General features: G+C 55.5%; 17 protein-coding genes. 8 read left to right on the top strand and 9 right to left on the bottom strand.

Features of this window, described 5'->3' with window-relative positions:
• Nucleotides 1-10: 10 nt before the first annotated feature.
• The 3 genes from FPV09_RS02285 to FPV09_RS02275 all read right to left on the bottom strand — a co-directional run bounded on the left by FPV09_RS02285 (nucleotide 11) and on the right by FPV09_RS02275 (nucleotide 3,205).
• A complete protein-coding gene (locus FPV09_RS02285) occupies nucleotides 11-508 on the bottom strand; it encodes an immunoglobulin-like domain-containing protein (RefSeq protein ID WP_246112332.1) in 498 nt (165 codons plus the stop codon).
• A gap of 81 nt (nucleotides 509-589) precedes the next feature.
• A complete protein-coding gene (gene glyA / locus FPV09_RS02280; protein WP_148882224.1) occupies nucleotides 590-1,879 on the bottom strand; it encodes a serine hydroxymethyltransferase in 1,290 nt (429 codons plus the stop codon).
• Nucleotides 1,880-2,008: 129 nt separating this feature from the next.
• Nucleotides 2,009-3,205: an aromatic amino acid transport family protein gene (locus tag FPV09_RS02275; RefSeq protein ID WP_148882223.1), complete on the bottom strand. Its 1,197-nt coding sequence runs from the start codon at nucleotides 3,203-3,205 to the stop codon at nucleotides 2,009-2,011.
• Between the two features lie 148 nt (nucleotides 3,206-3,353).
• Here FPV09_RS02275 and cobB point away from each other — a divergent pair, with 148 nt between their 5' ends.
• Genes cobB through FPV09_RS02245 form a run of 6 tightly spaced genes read left to right on the top strand, consistent with a single transcriptional unit; the run spans nucleotide 3,354 to nucleotide 6,977 of the window.
• Nucleotides 3,354-4,106, top strand: coding sequence for an NAD-dependent protein deacetylase (gene cobB / locus FPV09_RS02270; protein ID WP_148882222.1), 753 nt, complete (start codon nucleotides 3,354-3,356; stop codon nucleotides 4,104-4,106).
• Entirely contained in the window at nucleotides 4,106-4,516 is a 411-nt protein-coding gene (locus FPV09_RS02265) for a DUF3783 domain-containing protein (protein WP_148883614.1), read from the top strand. The genes cobB and FPV09_RS02265 overlap by 1 nt, the downstream gene beginning before the upstream one ends.
• 55 nt (nucleotides 4,517-4,571) lie before the next feature.
• A complete protein-coding gene (locus FPV09_RS02260; RefSeq protein WP_058937761.1) occupies nucleotides 4,572-5,303 on the top strand; it encodes a TIGR02253 family HAD-type hydrolase in 732 nt (243 codons plus the stop codon).
• Entirely contained in the window at nucleotides 5,293-5,841 is a 549-nt protein-coding gene (locus FPV09_RS02255) for an ASCH domain-containing protein (protein WP_148883613.1), read from the top strand. The genes FPV09_RS02260 and FPV09_RS02255 overlap by 11 nt, the downstream gene beginning before the upstream one ends.
• A 34-nt stretch (nucleotides 5,842-5,875) precedes the next feature.
• Nucleotides 5,876-6,523 (top strand): phosphatase PAP2 family protein, encoded by a 648-nt coding sequence (locus tag FPV09_RS02250; RefSeq protein ID WP_148882221.1) that lies wholly within the window; start codon nucleotides 5,876-5,878, stop codon nucleotides 6,521-6,523.
• Complete coding sequence (locus tag FPV09_RS02245; RefSeq protein ID WP_148883612.1) at nucleotides 6,516-6,977, top strand: COG2426 family protein; 462 nt, start codon at nucleotides 6,516-6,518, stop codon at nucleotides 6,975-6,977. Before FPV09_RS02250 ends, FPV09_RS02245 begins: the two co-directional genes overlap by 8 nt.
• 13 nt (nucleotides 6,978-6,990) lie before the next feature.
• Here FPV09_RS02245 and FPV09_RS02240 read toward each other — a convergent pair whose 3' ends face one another.
• Complete coding sequence (locus tag FPV09_RS02240; protein ID WP_148883611.1) at nucleotides 6,991-8,271, bottom strand: MFS transporter; 1,281 nt, start codon at nucleotides 8,269-8,271, stop codon at nucleotides 6,991-6,993.
• Between the two features lie 207 nt (nucleotides 8,272-8,478).
• On the opposite strand from FPV09_RS02240, the gene FPV09_RS02235 reads away from it, so the two are divergent.
• Nucleotides 8,479-9,678 carry an MFS transporter gene (locus tag FPV09_RS02235; RefSeq protein ID WP_148882220.1) on the top strand — a complete coding sequence of 400 codons (1,200 nt, stop codon included), beginning with the start codon at nucleotides 8,479-8,481 and terminating at the stop codon, nucleotides 9,676-9,678.
• Nucleotides 9,679-9,780: 102 nt separating this feature from the next.
• Here FPV09_RS02235 and FPV09_RS02230 read toward each other — a convergent pair whose 3' ends face one another.
• Both FPV09_RS02230 and FPV09_RS02225 read right to left on the bottom strand, forming a co-directional pair.
• Nucleotides 9,781-11,103 (bottom strand): TldD/PmbA family protein, encoded by a 1,323-nt coding sequence (locus FPV09_RS02230; protein ID WP_148882219.1) that lies wholly within the window; start codon nucleotides 11,101-11,103, stop codon nucleotides 9,781-9,783.
• A 10-nt stretch (nucleotides 11,104-11,113) separates the two neighbouring features.
• A complete protein-coding gene (locus FPV09_RS02225) occupies nucleotides 11,114-12,535 on the bottom strand; it encodes a TldD/PmbA family protein (protein ID WP_148882218.1) in 1,422 nt (473 codons plus the stop codon).
• 136 nt (nucleotides 12,536-12,671) lie between these two features.
• On the opposite strand from FPV09_RS02225, the gene FPV09_RS02220 reads away from it, so the two are divergent.
• On the top strand, nucleotides 12,672-13,838 hold the full coding sequence (locus FPV09_RS02220; RefSeq protein ID WP_148882217.1) for an MFS transporter: 1,167 nt from the start codon (nucleotides 12,672-12,674) through the stop codon (nucleotides 13,836-13,838).
• A 270-nt stretch (nucleotides 13,839-14,108) separates the two neighbouring features.
• Here the strand turns inward: FPV09_RS02220 and FPV09_RS02215 are convergent, their stop codons facing one another.
• The 3 genes from FPV09_RS02215 to FPV09_RS02205 all read right to left on the bottom strand — a co-directional run bounded on the left by FPV09_RS02215 (nucleotide 14,109) and on the right by FPV09_RS02205 (nucleotide 16,044).
• Entirely contained in the window at nucleotides 14,109-14,402 is a 294-nt protein-coding gene (locus FPV09_RS02215; protein ID WP_148882216.1) for a MazG nucleotide pyrophosphohydrolase domain-containing protein, read from the bottom strand.
• A 39-nt stretch (nucleotides 14,403-14,441) separates the two neighbouring features.
• Nucleotides 14,442-15,122 carry an aspartate/glutamate racemase family protein gene (locus tag FPV09_RS02210; protein WP_148882215.1) on the bottom strand — a complete coding sequence of 227 codons (681 nt, stop codon included), beginning with the start codon at nucleotides 15,120-15,122 and terminating at the stop codon, nucleotides 14,442-14,444.
• Nucleotides 15,123-15,237: 115 nt separating this feature from the next.
• Nucleotides 15,238-16,044 carry a mechanosensitive ion channel family protein gene (locus tag FPV09_RS02205; protein WP_148882214.1) on the bottom strand — a complete coding sequence of 269 codons (807 nt, stop codon included), beginning with the start codon at nucleotides 16,042-16,044 and terminating at the stop codon, nucleotides 15,238-15,240.
• Nucleotides 16,045-16,089 lie beyond the last annotated feature (45 nt).

Here is a 16,089-nt window from a genome sequence, read left to right as displayed (position 1 = left end):
CCATCCAACCTCAGCCGTTCACATCAAACTCCGCCCACGCACGGGTCGTCATTGACATCTTGTTCACCGGCTCCGTAAACGAGACCATCTTCTCTATCCTGTAGTGGCCCGGCGTGGGGTTGAGGTCCGCAAGGTTCACCCACTGCTCCCAGCTTTTTCTGGGTTCTATTATGACGGCTATCTCTATGAACATCAGGTTCACCGGAACCTCCTTCCACGTTCCGTTCTCCAGTTTATAGAGCTTGAAGTGGTAGCTCGTGGTGGCGTTGATGTCGTTCTCGTTAGTTATTGTGATGACCATCGTGTCGGTGGGGGAGTAAACGGTTCTGTCGAGCTTCATGGGGTTCTCAGGGGGCGTTGTGATTACTGGTTCGTCCTTTGAGGGAAGATCGGGGGTTCCTTTCCCATCCGGAGAACCGTTGGCGGCGTTTCCCGATGAGGCAAGGTAGTACCCGACCGGAATCAGAAGGACTATCAGCAGAACGGGAACTACCTTCCTCACAAGCATCACCGGGAGAATATACTCACAGGAGCTTTTAACGGTTCCCAACGCTTCAAACGGGATTGCAGTGAAAAGGAAGAAAAGAGATCACTCCCTCATCGGGAGCCCGTGGTCGAAGGAGTAGTAAACCCTCTGGAAGTTCATCCTGAAGTAGAAGACGTCGCGCTCGACCTTCTTCGGGTCCTCCTTGTCTATGAGGACGCGCTTGATGAAGTGCGCTATCTCCTTCATGTCGTCCTCCATCATTCCAACGCGGGTCATCTCCTGGACGCCTATGCGCAGGCCGCTCGGCTTCTCGACCTTCTCAAGCGGGTCCCAAGGCAGGAGGTTCTTGTTGAGGATTATGCCGGCCTCCTCGAGGAGAGGTGCCGCCCAGCCTCCAGCGGCCTCGTGGAGGTCGCTGACGTCGACGATGACCTGGTGGCTCTCGGTGTAGCCCTTGTCCTCACCGATGACCTTGAAGCCCTCCTCGGCGAGGGCCTCGGCAAGGGCCTTGGCGTTCTTGACGACCTGCTCCGCGTACTTCTGGCCGTACTCAAGCATCTCCGCCGCGGTAACGGTCTTTCCGGCCATGTGGTGGAGGTGGTGGTTGCTGAGAACACCCGGGAAGATGGCCCACTGGAGCTTGGCAATCTCCTCGGTTTCTCCAAACCTCTTGTAGATGATGACACCGCCCTGCGGTCCGGGGAAGGTCTTGTGGGTGGAGGCGGTGATTATGTCAACGCCCTCCCTGAGCGGGTCCTGGAACTGCTTTCCGGCGATGAGACCGAGAACGTGGGCACCGTCGTACATGACGTAAGCCCCGACCTCCTTGGCAACCGGGGCGAGCTCCTTGACCGGGTGCGGGAACGGGAAGAGCGAGCCGCCGAAGACGACTATCTTGGGCTCGAGCTCACGGATGAGCTTCTCGGCCTTGTCAACGTCGATGTTGAACTCCTCGTTGTCGAAGGGCCAGGTGTGGACCTCAAGGCCGCGCATTCCGGCGGCACCGAAGGGCATGTGGCTTATGTGGCCGCCGTGGCTGGTGTGGAGAACGATGGCCTTGTCGCCCGGCTGGGTGAGGCCGAAGAAGACCGCCTGGTTGGCGTTGGTTCCGGAAATCGGTCTCAGGTCGGCGAAGTCGCTTCCGAAGAGCTTGGTGAAGAGCTCGACACCGATGAGCTCGACCTCATCAACGTACTTGCAGCCCTGGTAGTAGCGGGCCCTGGGCCAGCCTTCGGCGTACTTGTGCATGAAACCGCTCGCCACCGCGCGAGTGACGCTCGGAGAAGTCACGTTTTCACTGGCAATGAGGTTTATCGTGTGCTTCCTCCACTTCTCGTGGTCCTCAAGGAAGTCCATAACCCTGTCGCGGTATGCTTTGTATCCTTCAGCCATGTGGAACACCTCGATGGGGATTTGAGCGCTGGGAATATAAATCTTACCGCATGTGTTCACGTGTACAGAAAAGGACAGCCTGCTGCAGCTAATGCGGCAGGGATGAACCGGTTTAAAAAGGTTGAGGGGTCAGCGGCGAAGCCTCGCCGCCACCCACATCAGGATTGGGAGCACTATAAACGCCAGCATGTCGCCGGTGTCGCCCGCGAACGCAAGCACGTCGGCGAAGTTTCTGACACCTGCGAAGTACACTGCGGCAGGAGGAACGACGGTCAGGGCCCACGCCACGGGCTTCCTCAGCTTCACGAACTCCTCGGTGTTGCTCTGCTGTGCCAGTGCGATGCCTATGTAGCTCGTGGTTATCGCGAGGAGCGGTATGAGGTTGCCGATTACTCTGCCGAGGTGCCCGTAGAGCAGCTCGAGTCCCTGCGTGGCTATCTCCGGGGTCTCCTTTCCGAAGACCAGCAGGAAGGCCGCCATGAAGACCGCGTAGATGACCGTCGGGATGAGGAAGGCCAGCACGATGACCTTCTTGGTTTCCTCGTAGCTCCCGAGTCCCTTGTAAACGTCGGGGATTATCGTGTGGCAGCCGAGGGCGAAGATCGCCACACCGGTGATGCTGAGCAGTCCCGAGAGGTCGGTGTAGAGGCCGTTGCTGAGTTCGGCATGGGGGACGAGCATCAGAGTGACGCCTATGAAGAGCGCCAGCATGATGTAGCTCATTATCAGCTCCGTCTTTCCGCTCGCCTCGAGGCCGCGGTAAACGACGAAGGAAGCGAGGACCCAGAATATCGCCGCCCCGACTGTGTCGGTGACGCCAAAGAGGCTCGCGAAGACGCTTCCCATTCCGGCAATGTACGCCAGTATGGCCCCGAAGCTCATTATAAAGATGCTCAGGTACATCAGCCAGCCGCCGGCCTTTCCGAGGGTCCTGTTGGCGATGGTGCTCATCTGCGCTCCGCCCATCTCGGCCGAGAACTTGAGAACTATGAACGCCGTTGCGAGCATCAGGAGCATAACACCCGTGAGAACCCCCAGTGCGGGGATGAGGCCGACCTTGCTCGCCGCGTAGGGCAGGCCGAGAACACCCGCCCCTATCTGGGTACCGACGAGTATGGCGAGCGCCTCGTTCTTCGAGATGTGGGTCTTTTCAACCCGTATCGTGCTCGTCCTTATCGCCGCGACCCCCTTCCGCTTCCTCATGAGCTGTATCAGCGCGGCCTTCCTTCTTAGCTTCTTCCGTCTCGCCAGTGCCTGCCTCTCGGCGTAGTACCTTCCGTGTGATGTGGTGACCTTTTTCCTTGGGGTTCCATCAGTTATGGGCATTCTCTCACCTCCGGTCGAATGTGTGCATGAATACAATTTAAACCCTCGCACGGAAACTTGAATCCTGCTTCAAAGATTATTCGGGAGGGGGCTGGAGGGCCCTAAACGGTGGGGAGAATTTTTAAGGATATCCGAGCTAGGTTGGAACATGATAGAGGAGGCTGCAAAACTCCTGGCCCGTTCGAGGTTTGCGATTGCTTTTACTGGTGCTGGAATAAGCGCTGAGAGCGGTGTTCCTACCTTCAGAGGATTCAACGGCCTGTGGAAGAAGCACAGACCGGAGGAGCTCGCAACCCCGGAGGCTTTTCGGAAGGACCCATACCTCGTCTGGGAGTTTTACAGGTGGCGCATGGACCTGATACGAAAGGCCAGGCCCAACAGGGCCCACTATGCCCTCGCCGAGCTTGAGAGTATGGGCATTCTGAAGGCCGTCATAACCCAGAACGTTGACGACCTCCACCGGGAGGCGGGAACGGGGAACCTCATCGAGCTTCACGGCAACATCTTCCGGGTCAAGTGCACCTCCTGCGGTTACGGTGAGTACCTCAAGGAGAGCGGAAAGCTGGAGGAGTTTCTGGCCCAGAGGAACCTCCCACAATGCCCGGACTGCGGCTCCCTCCTGCGGCCGGACGTCGTGTGGTTCGGGGAACCCCTCCCGAGGAGCGCCCTCAACGAGGCCTTCAGGCTCGCCGAGAGGGCGGACGTTGTTCTGGTCATAGGCACCAGCGGCGTCGTCTATCCCGCCGCATACATCCCCCAGATAGTGAAGGAAACCGGCGGGCGGGTTATCGAGATAAACACCGAGGAGAGCGGAATAACGCCCATAGCCGACGTTTTCCTGCGCTGTCCCGCTGGCGAGGCCATGGAGAAGCTCATGACGAGAATCAAGGGGCTGATATGATGGGCGGCAGGATTCTGGTTGTCGGGTTCATGCCGGACGAGGTGGAGAAACTGCGGAAAGCCCTCCCGGTCCCTGTTTTTGAGGTTCCGGAGTACTGCAGGGACTGGGTCGTGAGTGAGGTGGTTGATAAGGCGGAGGAGCTGAGCGGCTCGAGCTACTGGCACCTCAGGAAGTTCGTGATAATGCACGACGTTGAGGACGAGACCCTGAAGGGCATCATAGGAACCGTTAAGTCGCTCGACATCGGCAGGGTCATCTTTGCAACGACAACCGAGACCTCCCTCACCTGGAAGCTGGAGGACCTGCTCAACGAGCTGATGGCCGAGGACGAGTACTTCAAGGCCATGCGCTGGGCGCGAGAGGAGGCGAAGAAGCGGAAGGGGCCATTCCTCGACATCAGGGAGAAATGAACCCCCTCCCGAAAGGTTAAATATCCCGAACGAGTAGACTGCGGTGGGTGAAGGGATGATAAAGGTCGTGTTCTTTGACCTGGACGACACGCTCGTGGACACGAGCAGGCTGGCCGAGATGGCGCGCCGAAACGCGATAGAGAACATGGTGCGCCATGGCCTTCCGGTTGACTTTGATACCGCTTATCAGGAGCTCCTTGAGCTGATATCCGAGTACGGGAGCAACTTCAGCAGGCACTTCGATTACCTGCTCCGGCGTCTCGACCTGCCCAGCAATCCGAAATGGGTAGCCGCCGGCGTCATAGCGTACCACAACACCAAGTTTGCGTATCTCAGGACCGTTAAGGGCGTGAGGAGGGTTCTCCTCGATCTCCAGAGGGCCGGCTACCGGCTCGGGATAATAACCGACGGCGACCCGATAAAGCAGTGGGAAAAAATCCTCCGGCTTGAGCTCGATGCGTACTTTGATGAGGTTTTCATATCGGACTACCTCGGCGTCAAGAAGCCTCACCGGAAGATATTCGAGAAGGCCCTGAGGAAGATGAAAGTGGAGCCCCGGGAGGCCGTGATGGTCGGAGACAGGCTGTACTCCGATATCTACGGGGCGAAGCAGGTGGGTATGAAAACCGTGTGGTTCAGATACGGTAAATATGCCGACAGGGAGCTCGAATACCTTGAATACGCGGATTCAACCGTGAACTCTTTGGATGAGATTCTGGATATAGTCAGGGGGCTGAACCTTGAGGAGGGGGAAGAGCGTTCAGATAAGGAAGTTCATGCTGATTGACTCCGCCTACAAGTCGAGGATCCTCAGGGGCGACAAGGTCACCACGATACGCTACGGCGACTACGAGGCGAAGCAGGGGAGCGAGGTCTACCTCGTGATAACCCCAAGCGACACCGCCATAGCGAAGGTCCGGATAACCCGCGTTGAGAAGAAGAAGGTCAGGGAGCTCACCAACGAAGACGCCAAACTCGACGGCTTCTCCGACGTCAGGGAGCTCCTCAGGGAGCTGAACAAAATCTACGGCGAGCTGTACGGCGACGACGAGGTTACGATAATAGGCTTCGAGGTTCTCAAGCGCTTCGAGGACGGAATTCCCCTCAAGTGGCTTAAGGGCCTGAACTACCGCGAGCCGGTGGAGATAGCGCGCCTTTACCTCGAGAACCAGGAGAAGCTGAACCTCAACCGCGAGACGAACTTCATAATGCGCCGTATCTACAACGAGGGCCTTGGAAGGGCCGTCAGGACCTTCGGGCCAAAGAGGGTTCAAAATGCGCTCCTCAAGGTTTACCACGGGCTTTACGCTGAGGGGCTGATTTAGAAAAGCTTTTTAGGTCTCCCCCTTTTCTCCATCCATGCTAAAATTGACCAGAAAGTTCATGCTCCACACGGTCATTCTCATTGGAGTCCTGCTCCTTCAAGTAACCGGCGTATTTAACAATCCTAACGTTGAAATCAATGCAACCATCCCAACTTTAAACACATCCTGGATGACATTAATCACGAACTCAGCAAGCTTTGTTGCCTTTGTAATTTATATTCTCCTGTTTGTTTGGCTGGATATCAAGGAAAGAAGAAAATTATCCCTCATAACGTTAGAGTTCCTCCTCTCACTCATAGCGGGAATGGTTGTCATTGGGTTTCTAAAGGTTATCACAGGTGTACCGCGCCCCGGAGAAACCCCTCTTCAGACTTCCTTCGCCCAAGCCATTGCAAATGCAGACTACTTCTCGTTCCCATCTGGTCATGCAACAAGAGCATCAATTCTTGCATACATGCTTAGTATCCGTTTCCCCAGATATGCCGTTCTCTGGTGGGGATACGCCGTATTAATTGCAGTATCACGCCTGTTCCTTCATGTTCACTGGTTTAGTGATGTCCTATTTGGGATACTCCTCGGCCCATGGGTTTTTGCAGTAGTTAGGGCAACAGAAGACCTTTGGCTTCCAGTATACAGGCTCGTAATCAGGAAGCTGAAACTGGGGGTGTTTGATGTTGAATAACTTTCTCGAAGTATTCCTGCTTTCCCTTATTCCGACCTTTGAGGGGCGCTATGCGATAGTCTACGGCATCGGCATGGGTTATCCCCTCTGGGAAACCCTCCTGAGCGCGTCCCTCGGCGTTCTGCTCCTCTCGTTCCTCCTCCCCGCTTTGCTCCCCTACATAGACAGGTTGATGCTCTGGCTTGAGGGAACCTTTCTGAGAAAGGTGGCCCACCTCTACCTCTATTACGTCGAACGGGTAAGGAAAAAGGCCCATCCCTACGTGGAGAAGTGGGGCTTCATCGGACTGACGATATTCGTGGCAATCCCGCTCCCCGGAACCGGCGTCTGGACCGGCGCTCTGGCGGCCTACCTCCTCGCCATAGGGAGAAAGCAGACGGTTCCGGCGTTAATCCTCGGCGGACTTTTGAGCATGGCGATAACGTTGCTTCCGGCCCTGGGGCTGTTTGGGTAGAAAAAGGAGAAGCTCAGGTAAGGCTTCTTCCCATCGTCTCCTCACCCAACGCTAAGACGTCCAGCGCGCCGATTATAGCCACCACCGCAATCACGAGGACAGCCAGGGCGCTCCCGCTCAGCTCCATTATCCTGCCGGCTAGGATCGGCGCGATTCCTCCGCCTATTCTCGCCATAGCTCCGGCCCAGCCGGTTCCGGTGCCCCTGACAGCAGTTGGATAAAGCTCCGGAGTGTAGGCGTATATCGCTCCCCAAGCGCCGAGGTTGAAGAAGCTGAAGGCTACCGCGCTCGCGATTATTGCAGTTTCGTTTCCTGAGTTTGCCGCGAAGTAGAAGCCAATCCCGGCTATTCCAGAAAGCAGGAGGTAGTAGGAGAGGGTCTTCTTCCGGCCGATTTTCTCAAGGAGGTAAGCGGCGCTCCAGTATCCAGGCAGCTGAGCTATCGCCGTGATGATGAAGTACTGGAAGCTCCGGAAGACGGTGATTCCGAGAGTCGAGGCCAGAAACTTTGGAAGCCAGATGAAGAAGCCGTAGTAGGCGAATGCTATGCTGAACCAGGCTATCGTGAGCATGAGCGTAACCCTTCCGTACTTCCTCCAGAGGTCTCCGACCGAGGCTTTCCTTTCCCCTTTCGGGGCCTCAAGCTTGACGCTCACGCCGAGCACCTTTCTGATGGTCTCCTCAGCCTCCTTAACGCGCCCCTTGATGAGCAGGTAGCGGGGCGACTCCGGGAGCGTGAGAAGGAGCGGCAGGATGAGTAATATCGCGCCGCCGAAGAGCAGTATGCTCCTCCAGTCGGCCTTTACGAGAACCGCGACGACGCCGATGATTATCGTTCCTATCGCCCAGAAGCTCTCGAGGATCGAAATCATCGCGCCCCTTATCGAGCGGGGCATAAACTCGGCGAAGTACGAGCTCGCGACCGGCAAGGAGCCGCCGAGGCCGAGGCCGACGATGAAGCGCAGGCCTATGAGAGCATCGAGGTTTCCCGCGAAGGAACTCACTATCGAACCGATGGAGAATGTGGCAACCGCGAGGGTAAGAGTCTTCTTGCGTCCAATCCTGTCCGCGAGGTAGCCGAAGAGCCAGGCACCGAAGAGCATGCCGAAGAGCGCGGCCGAGCCGAGGGAGCCGAGCTTCGTCAGGCTTCCCTGAAAGGCCGGGTCGTTCTTGAGCAGGGCTATGACGAATCCAGCCGAGATGGTGTTCACGGCTATGAACGCCCATACCGTTCCGAGGATAGCCAAAAGCGTGTAGTGGAACTTATTCAACCGGGAGTTTTCGATGGCCTCCATCTTCCCAACCACCCGATTTCATTTGCATGAAGAAGTTTTTAAGCGTTTTCTCGGTTGTTCCGTCTTGTTACACAGGTTTGGGGAATTATCCGGAAGCTTCGGAGAATAATGTGACTCACGGTTCTTTAATGCCGGGGATTATTTCCTTTGCGTCACTCAAAAACCTTAAATTCTTCGGAGGGTCAACCTCCTATCCAGGGTGGTGAGATGAACCTGCTGGGTAGGTACAGGCTCCTCTTCGTCCTCATGAACACGGGCTTCATCGGGAACCTCACGGTCATCTACTACCTCTCGAAGGGCATCACCTACGGCCAGATCGGTCTCGTGAGCGCAATCTCGGCGCTGGGCTTCTTTCTCTTTGAGGTTCCGACCGGTGTGGTGGCCGACAAGGTGAGCAGAAAGACCAGCGTGCTGATTGGAATGGGGCTTTTCTCCCTTGGCACGGTCATCCTCATCTTTCTCCGGAACTTCCCCATGCTCATAGCTTACGCCGTCGTCTCTTCCCTCGGGGCCACTTTCGTGAGCGGAAGCCTTCAGGCATGGCTCTTCGACAACCTCAAGCATCTAGGCATGGAGGGGCGGTACCGTGAGGTCATGAAGGACGTTAAAACTCTGACGCTGCTTTCTTCCGCGTTTTCGATTCCCATCGGCGCTTTCCTCGCCCAGTTCTACGGCTTCACCCTGCCCCTCGTCATGACGCTACTGATGGAACTCGGTGCCTTAGTGACGGCGCTATCAATACCCGAGTACGAGTTCAAGAGGCCCGAGGTTTCCTACCACATTCACGTTCTCCATTCCGCCAGGGAGCTCTTCAGAAATGACCTTCTTCCGCTGATTCTCGTATCAATCGCTGTGAGCATGTCAATCAACCAGTTCCACAAGTTCTTTGAGCCCTACCTCGGCGAAATACTCGCAAGAGACCTTGGGACGACCATCATGAACACCCTCGGACTGCTCGGCATCGTTGAGGTCCTGATTAAAACCCTCCCCCGGCTCATCGGGATTAGACTGGGGAAGAAGTGGAGCGTGAGGGCCTACGAAGCCGCGCCCCTCGCGATTCCAGTTTTCACAGCCCTCTCGGTGCTCTTCCAGAACCCGCTTTTTGTTGTCCTGCTCGGGGTTCTCGCGACTATCGTTAACACGGCCTTTGGCTTCAACGTCTCCGTCGAGTTCCAGCACAGGATACCGAGTGAAAAGAGGGCGACGGTTCTGTCCCTCGACATGATGTTCTCCGCGATGGTCATGGCGGTTTTCTACACGGTCTACGGGTTTGCCGTGGATAGGCTCAGCCTGAGCGAAGCGAGACTGCTCTTCGCTGTAATCCTTTTCGGCATCGGCGCGGCTTTCAAGCTGGCCAGCGTCGGCCCCCTGAGGGAGCCACTGGAGCTGAGGCATCTGGCGGAGTAATCTTTCCGGCCTATTACTACCGCTGAAAAACGAAATTTAGGATGGGTACCCCAAAATGGGGTATGGGCTAAAATGTACATCACGAAAAGAAAAGTGGGGAAATCACTTCGTCGCCCTCGTTATGCCGACGTCTTCCACGAGGACGTAGGGCGTTGAGACCGGCGTGTCAACTTCCCACCAGTGGATGTGGTAGCTCTCCTTGCCGAGGGCCTTGATTCCTTCAAGGATCCTCTGGAAGTTGTCGCTCACGCGGATGTTCCTTATCGGCTTCAGCTCGCCGTTCTCGACGAGGAATATTCCGTCGCGCGGTATCGTGGAGAAGTCGCCGGCGACGTAGTTCTGGAATCTCGTGTACCAGACGTTGGTGATGTAGATTCCCCTCTTAACCTCGCTGAACAGCTCCTCTCTGGTGTAGTCGCCCGGCTCAAGGACGATGTTCCATGCATGGGGCATTATAAGGCCCGCATTGGCGGTAGTTTCCGTTCCGTATTTCTTTGCCATGCTCGTGTTGAGCAGGAATGTCTTGAAGGTTCCTCCCTCGATGATGGTCGTTTCCCTCGTAGGCACTCCTTCGTCATCGAACTTCCTGCTTCCGTAACCGTTGGGCATGTTTCCGACGTCTTTAATGGTGACTATTTCGCTCGCCACCCTCTGGCCGAGCTTGTTCACCAGGAAAGAAAAGCCAGCCTCAGCGGCGTAAGCTGAGGTCATGAAGCTCATGTAGCTCAGCAGGTTGGCGAAGGCGAGGGGGTCGAAAATGACGTCAAACCTCCCCTCCGGTCCCTGCTCCGGGTTCTGAGCGAGGCGAGCTATCTCACCGGCCTTCCTTCCGGCGCTCTCGGGGTCGAACTTCTTGAGAACTCTGACGGAGTTCGTTCCGTGGCCGCTCTCAAGGTCTCCGATGAATGCCCTAACGCTTATCTCTATCCCCGTTCCCTCGTCGAAGGCTTCAACTCCGTTGCTCGTGGTCAGGTAAAGCCTGGTGTGGTCGGTGTAGAGAACACCGGCGACGCGTTTGGCGCCTTCCTCAAGGGCCGCATTGATTGCCCTCTCAACGTACTCGTTCGGCTCGTCCAGCTCGACTATGGCCCTATCGAAGGTCTCCGGAATATCTCTGTACTCGAAGGGCCCCTCGGCGATGCCGTAGTAGTCCTCCTTGGGGGCCATGCCCTTCATGTTGCTCAGGAGCGTTTTCAAGGTTCTCTCTATGTTCTCCTCGCTCAGCTCGGTGATGCTCGTTCCGGCAACGCGCTTCTCAAGCTCAACGAACAGCTCCACCTTCCTCTCGTGCCAGTTTTTGGCCACGGTTATCTCGTTGTTGGCGAAGCGAACCTGTCTGCGGTTGGTCTCATAACCCAGAACCACGACGTCACCGAAGCCCAGCTCTTTGGCCTTTTTAAGGATGAACTCATTAACGTCGAACATCTCCACCACCTCACGGCCTCCTCAGCGGTATATCCCTGAGCCTCGCGTGCGCTCCACCCATCCAGACGGGGACACCCTGTCCAGGTTCACCCTTTCCGCAGGTTCCCGGGAACATCTCGACATCCTTTCCAACGGCATCGACGCTGCTCCACAGGGCCCTGGTGGTTATCTCAAGGATCGGCCTCTTGACCGGGTGCTTGATCTCGCCGTTTTCGATGAGGTAGGCTTCCCTGCCGATGTACCTCTGCTGGTAACGCCTGTCGTCGATGTTCCACTCGTTGAACGAGACCATGTAAACTCCAAGCTTGATGTCCTCAATCAGCTCCTCGAATGAGTAATCCCCTGGAGCCAAGTATGTGTTGGCCATCCTGACTATCGGCTCGCGGTTGTAGTTTATCGCCCTCGCCGAGGCGTTGGAACGCTGACCGAGCTTGTAGGCATATTCCCTGTTGGTGAGGAACTCCGTGATTATTCCGTCCTTAATGAGGTAGCGCGGCCGTGCCTTCACGCCCTCGTCGTCGTAGAGGTAGAAGCCCCAGCTGTTCGGCAGAGTCGGGTCCTCTATGACCGTAACGATCTCGCTTCCGATCCTCTCGCCGAGCATGTCCGGCTTGACGAAGCTCTCTCCAGCCTGAGCAGCTTCCCTGCCAAAAATCCTGTCCGACTCGTAGGGATGACCGACGCTTTCATGGACAGCTATGCCGGCCACCTCTGGGCTTATGACCAGGTCAACCTTACCTTCGGGTGCCTTCTGACCTTCATAAATCAGCTTCTTGAGGGCCTGAACGTCCTTCACCGCCCAGTTCCACGGCTCGTCCCTCTCGATGAGCTCCAATCCCCCAGAGAATGCCCTCTGGACGAAGGGAGCCTGCTCCATCTGGCCGTTCTCGAAGACAACGAGGTTGTACATCACCGAGACCCTTGGAATGACGCTCTCGATGAATGCGCCATCGCTGTTGGCTATTATCTTGTGCCACACCTGATCGGAGTAGCCGAGATAGCGCATGGGCACGTTTACTCCCGTTGCCGTTACCTCCTCCTCGACCTTCCTAAGGAGCTCCATCTTCTCCTCCGGGGAAACGTCCCTGAAGTCCTTGCGCATCTTGACCTCATAGTAGACCTCGTGGAAGTCCTCATCTGAAAAACGAATCGGCTCATTTCTCACCTTGGAGGCCGCTTTGGCCAGCTTGACGGCCTTCTTGACGGCTTCACTCACACTCTCCTTCGTAAGGACGTTGGTGCTTGCGAAGCCCATTCCTCCATCCACGAGAACCCTGATACCCATTCCCCGCTCAGCCAGAATCTCCAGCCCTTCGGGGTTGCCGTTCTTCATTGCCAGAGAAGTGCCGTTCTTCTCCTCGAACCTCGCCTCCGCGTAGGAAGCGCCGAGTTCGAGGGCCTTCTCAACCGCGAACTCTACGAGTTCATGCATGCACATCACCTCGGTTTACTGCATAGAATAGTGCGTCCGGAAGTATAAAAGTCTTTCCGTTAAGATGGCGGTCGAAAAAAGACTTTAATCTCAGGGCTTCCAATGCCTTGTGGAGCTAAAACAAGGGAGGGTTGTGATGGATTACGTTAAGCGCTTCTACCTCGCCGGGTTCTTTTACTTGGCCCTTTATACGGGCTTTTACCAGGTCTACCTCCAGAGTTTGGGTCTGTCCAAAGGACAGATTGGCTTGCTGATGGGAATCATGCTTTTTCTCGTGGCTTTTCTCGAAGTTCCGACCGGAGTTGTGGCGGACAAGGTTTCAAAGAAGACGAGCGTCCTGATGGCGAGGACTCTCTCCCTCCTGTTTCTTTTCATACTCTACTCGGCAAACTCTTTCGCTGACCTTCTTCTCGCTACCATTATAAGCGCGCTTTCAACGGCCTTTGCCACAGGCGCCGAGACTGGCTGGCTCTATGAGCTGCTGAAAGAGGACGGAAGGACAGATGAGTATCCAAAGGCTTACGGTAGATTAAGGGCATTTGAGACAGTCGGGGGTTTTGCCGGGACCCTTGCGGGGGGTGTTATAGCGGACGTATACGGCATGAGGCTGCCCATAATCCTGAGTGCGCCCTTTATACTGGCCTCGCTCCTGGTACTCGCCACTATCCCAAAGGATACTGCGAGAAGTGGCCTTTCGTACGGTCATCACCTGCTTGAGAGCCTGAGGTTCGTCTGGAACTCCCGAGATGTCCGGTGGCTTTTTATCTACGCGAACATCATGGGTCTACCCCTGACCCTTTTTACCGCCTTCATGCAGCTCTACTTCTACGGGTTTCTGGCGTCGGTTCTGGCGGTTTCATGGGTTATGGCACTTTACATGGCCATCAGCAGTGCCTCGTGGTATTTTGACGCGGGTGATAGCACAAGAAAACGAATCTACTCCTATGCGGGAATCGTCATTCCTCTGCTGTCGTTTCTCGCCGGGCTGAACGGCTGGCTGGGCTTTGCCACGCTGGTTCTCGGAACCTTTATATTCTCACAGGCGTTTAAGGAGTGGCAGGGAAGGTTTCAGAGTGCAATTCCTGATGAGAAGAGGGCTACCGTTGGTTCCCTCTATTCCCTCATGGCCGCGGTTGCCAACGGGGTTCTCAATGTTATCCTTGGCTGGCTCTTTGATTATGTCGGGATAATGAGGGGAATCCTTCTCGCGTCGGCATTATTTTTGGGACTGGGGATTCTGGCTTTTATACGCAATACAAAGGATTTACAGAACTCCGACGTTTTAAGTATGGGTCGTCCATGAGCGAGAACATAACGCTGATGTGATTTTTCTTCTGCAAACCTCCCCCTTCAGGGCGAGGAGGTCAGTTTTCAGGACATAAGCAGGATATAAGGCGGATAGAAAAGAAGCTTGACGAGATAGAGCTTGAACTTCCTAAGCTAAAGGCAAAGGAACTCAAGAGGAAGGAGATAAGTGAGGAAGAAGCCAAGGAGCTGGATAGGCTTGCTGAGGAGACATTAAAGGACGGAATTCCCTGGGAAGAAGCTGAAGAGGGAACGAACTGTGAGGCCCTCAAAACTCCTCCTCACATTCACACGGCTTCTTGCCGCAGTAGGGGCAGACACCCGGATACTTCTTCTTCGCCGCTTCCTCGATGTCAATGTCGAGCAGGTTTGCCAGGCTCGCGAGCCACGCTAAAACATCGGCGAACTCTTCCTCCATGGCCTCGCGGTCGTTCTTCCTTATCGCCTCGCTCAGCTCCCCAATCTCCTCCACAAACCAGAGGAATGTTCTCTCCACTCCCCTCTTCGAGTCCTTGTGGAAGTAAATTTCCTTAATCATCTCCTGAAACTCGCGGATCTCCATGTTCTCACCTGAGAAAAGGGGAAGAAAAGGGCTTAAAAATCACTCGCTCGCGACTTCGATGAGTTTCCTCATGTGAATCTCAACGGTGTCGAAGACCTCTGCCGGCACATCGCCGGACTTCACTATCAGCGGAAGCTCGGTGCAGCCGAGAATGACACCTTCAATGTTTTCCCGCTCTATGTAGCGGTTTATTAGCCCAATCACCCAATCCCTGCTCCTGAAGTTCTCGAACATCAGTTCTTCAGTGATGATTCTGTTCAGCTCGTCCATCTCCCCCTCGCTCGGCGTGATGACCTCGAAACCGGCCTCGCGAAGGGCGTTCTTGTAGAAGTCGGCAGTCATGGTTGTCTTAGTGCCGAGGAGGAGAACCCTCTTAACGCCCCTCCTCTTCATATCCTCTATGAGGGCGTCGATTATGCTCACCATCGGGACGTTCACGGCCGCCTGAACGTCGGGAAAGACTATGTGGGGAGTGTTGGCCGAGAGCGATATTATCCCCGCCCCCGCCCTCTCAAGGGCCTTCGCCGCGTTGATGAGTATCTCCTTCCTCCCCTCCCAGCCGTTGGGGTTGTGAATGAACTCCTTGAAGTTTATGGAGTATATTATCAGCTCCGGGAAGACGTACGGCTCGAACTTTTTCCTGCTTATCTCCAGGTATTTTTTGTAGTAATAACACGTCGCCTCGGGGCTGGTTCCGCCTATTATTCCTATTTTCTTCATGAGAACCACCGGAGAACATGACGCCGGGGGAAATATGAACCTTTTGGTTTAAAACGAAAGGTTAAAGAGGGCCGGAGTTTACAAAAAAATCGAAAATCTCCGGCGATTTCGAAAATCATTCGTTCTTCATGTGAACGTCGAGCTGTGGGAACGGGATTTCTATGCCCTCCTTCGTGTAGAGCTCGTAGATGCCCTTGGTGAGGTCTCCCTTTACGTCCCAGTAGTCCTCCGTCTTGGCCCATGCCCTGAGCTGTAGATTGATGGAGGAATCCGCAAGGGCCGCTATTACGACGCTCGGCTCGGGATCGTCGAGAACCTTGGAATGATTCCTCATGAGATCCATTGCGAGCTTTATGGCAAGGTCAAGGTCCGTGCCGTAGGCAACGCCGATGTCCACATCGACCCTCCTCGTCGGCATTCTGGTGTAGTTCACTATTATGCTTCCCCAGATGAGCTTGTTGGGTATGGTTATCAGCCTGTTGTCCGGGGTCATCAGCTCCGTTGACATCAAGCCAATGCCGCTGACCTTTCCAACTTGGCCGGAGACCTCGACGACCTCTCCGAGGTCTATCGGCCTAAGGGCGGCTATCCACACGCCCGCGGCGAGGTTGGTGAGCGTGTCTTGCAGACCAAAGCCCAGTATCAAGCCTATGACCGCCGAGATGCCGAGTATTAGCGGGGATACGGAGATGCCGACGGCACCGAGCCCCACTATGATGACTATGATGTAGAGCAGTATCGCCAAGAACCTCCCCAGAAACTCAATGACGAGCGGCGAGAGCTTCGTTTTCCTCATGCTCTTCTTGAAGAGCGAGACCAGAATCTTCGCCACAATGTAACCCAGTATCAGGATTATCAGCGCCGACACCAGCTGGAACGGCGTCACCCCTATGTAGGGCAGGGGCTCATCCAGAGCCACCATGCTATCACCTCGAATAGTTTTAGAGAAAATTGGGTATTAAAGTAA

Origin of the sequence: Thermococcus aciditolerans, from assembly GCF_008152015.1 — an archaeon.
Taxonomy (GTDB): Archaea; Methanobacteriota_B; Thermococci; order Thermococcales; family Thermococcaceae; genus Thermococcus; species Thermococcus celericrescens.
This window is presented reverse-complemented; position numbering and strand designations above follow the sequence as displayed.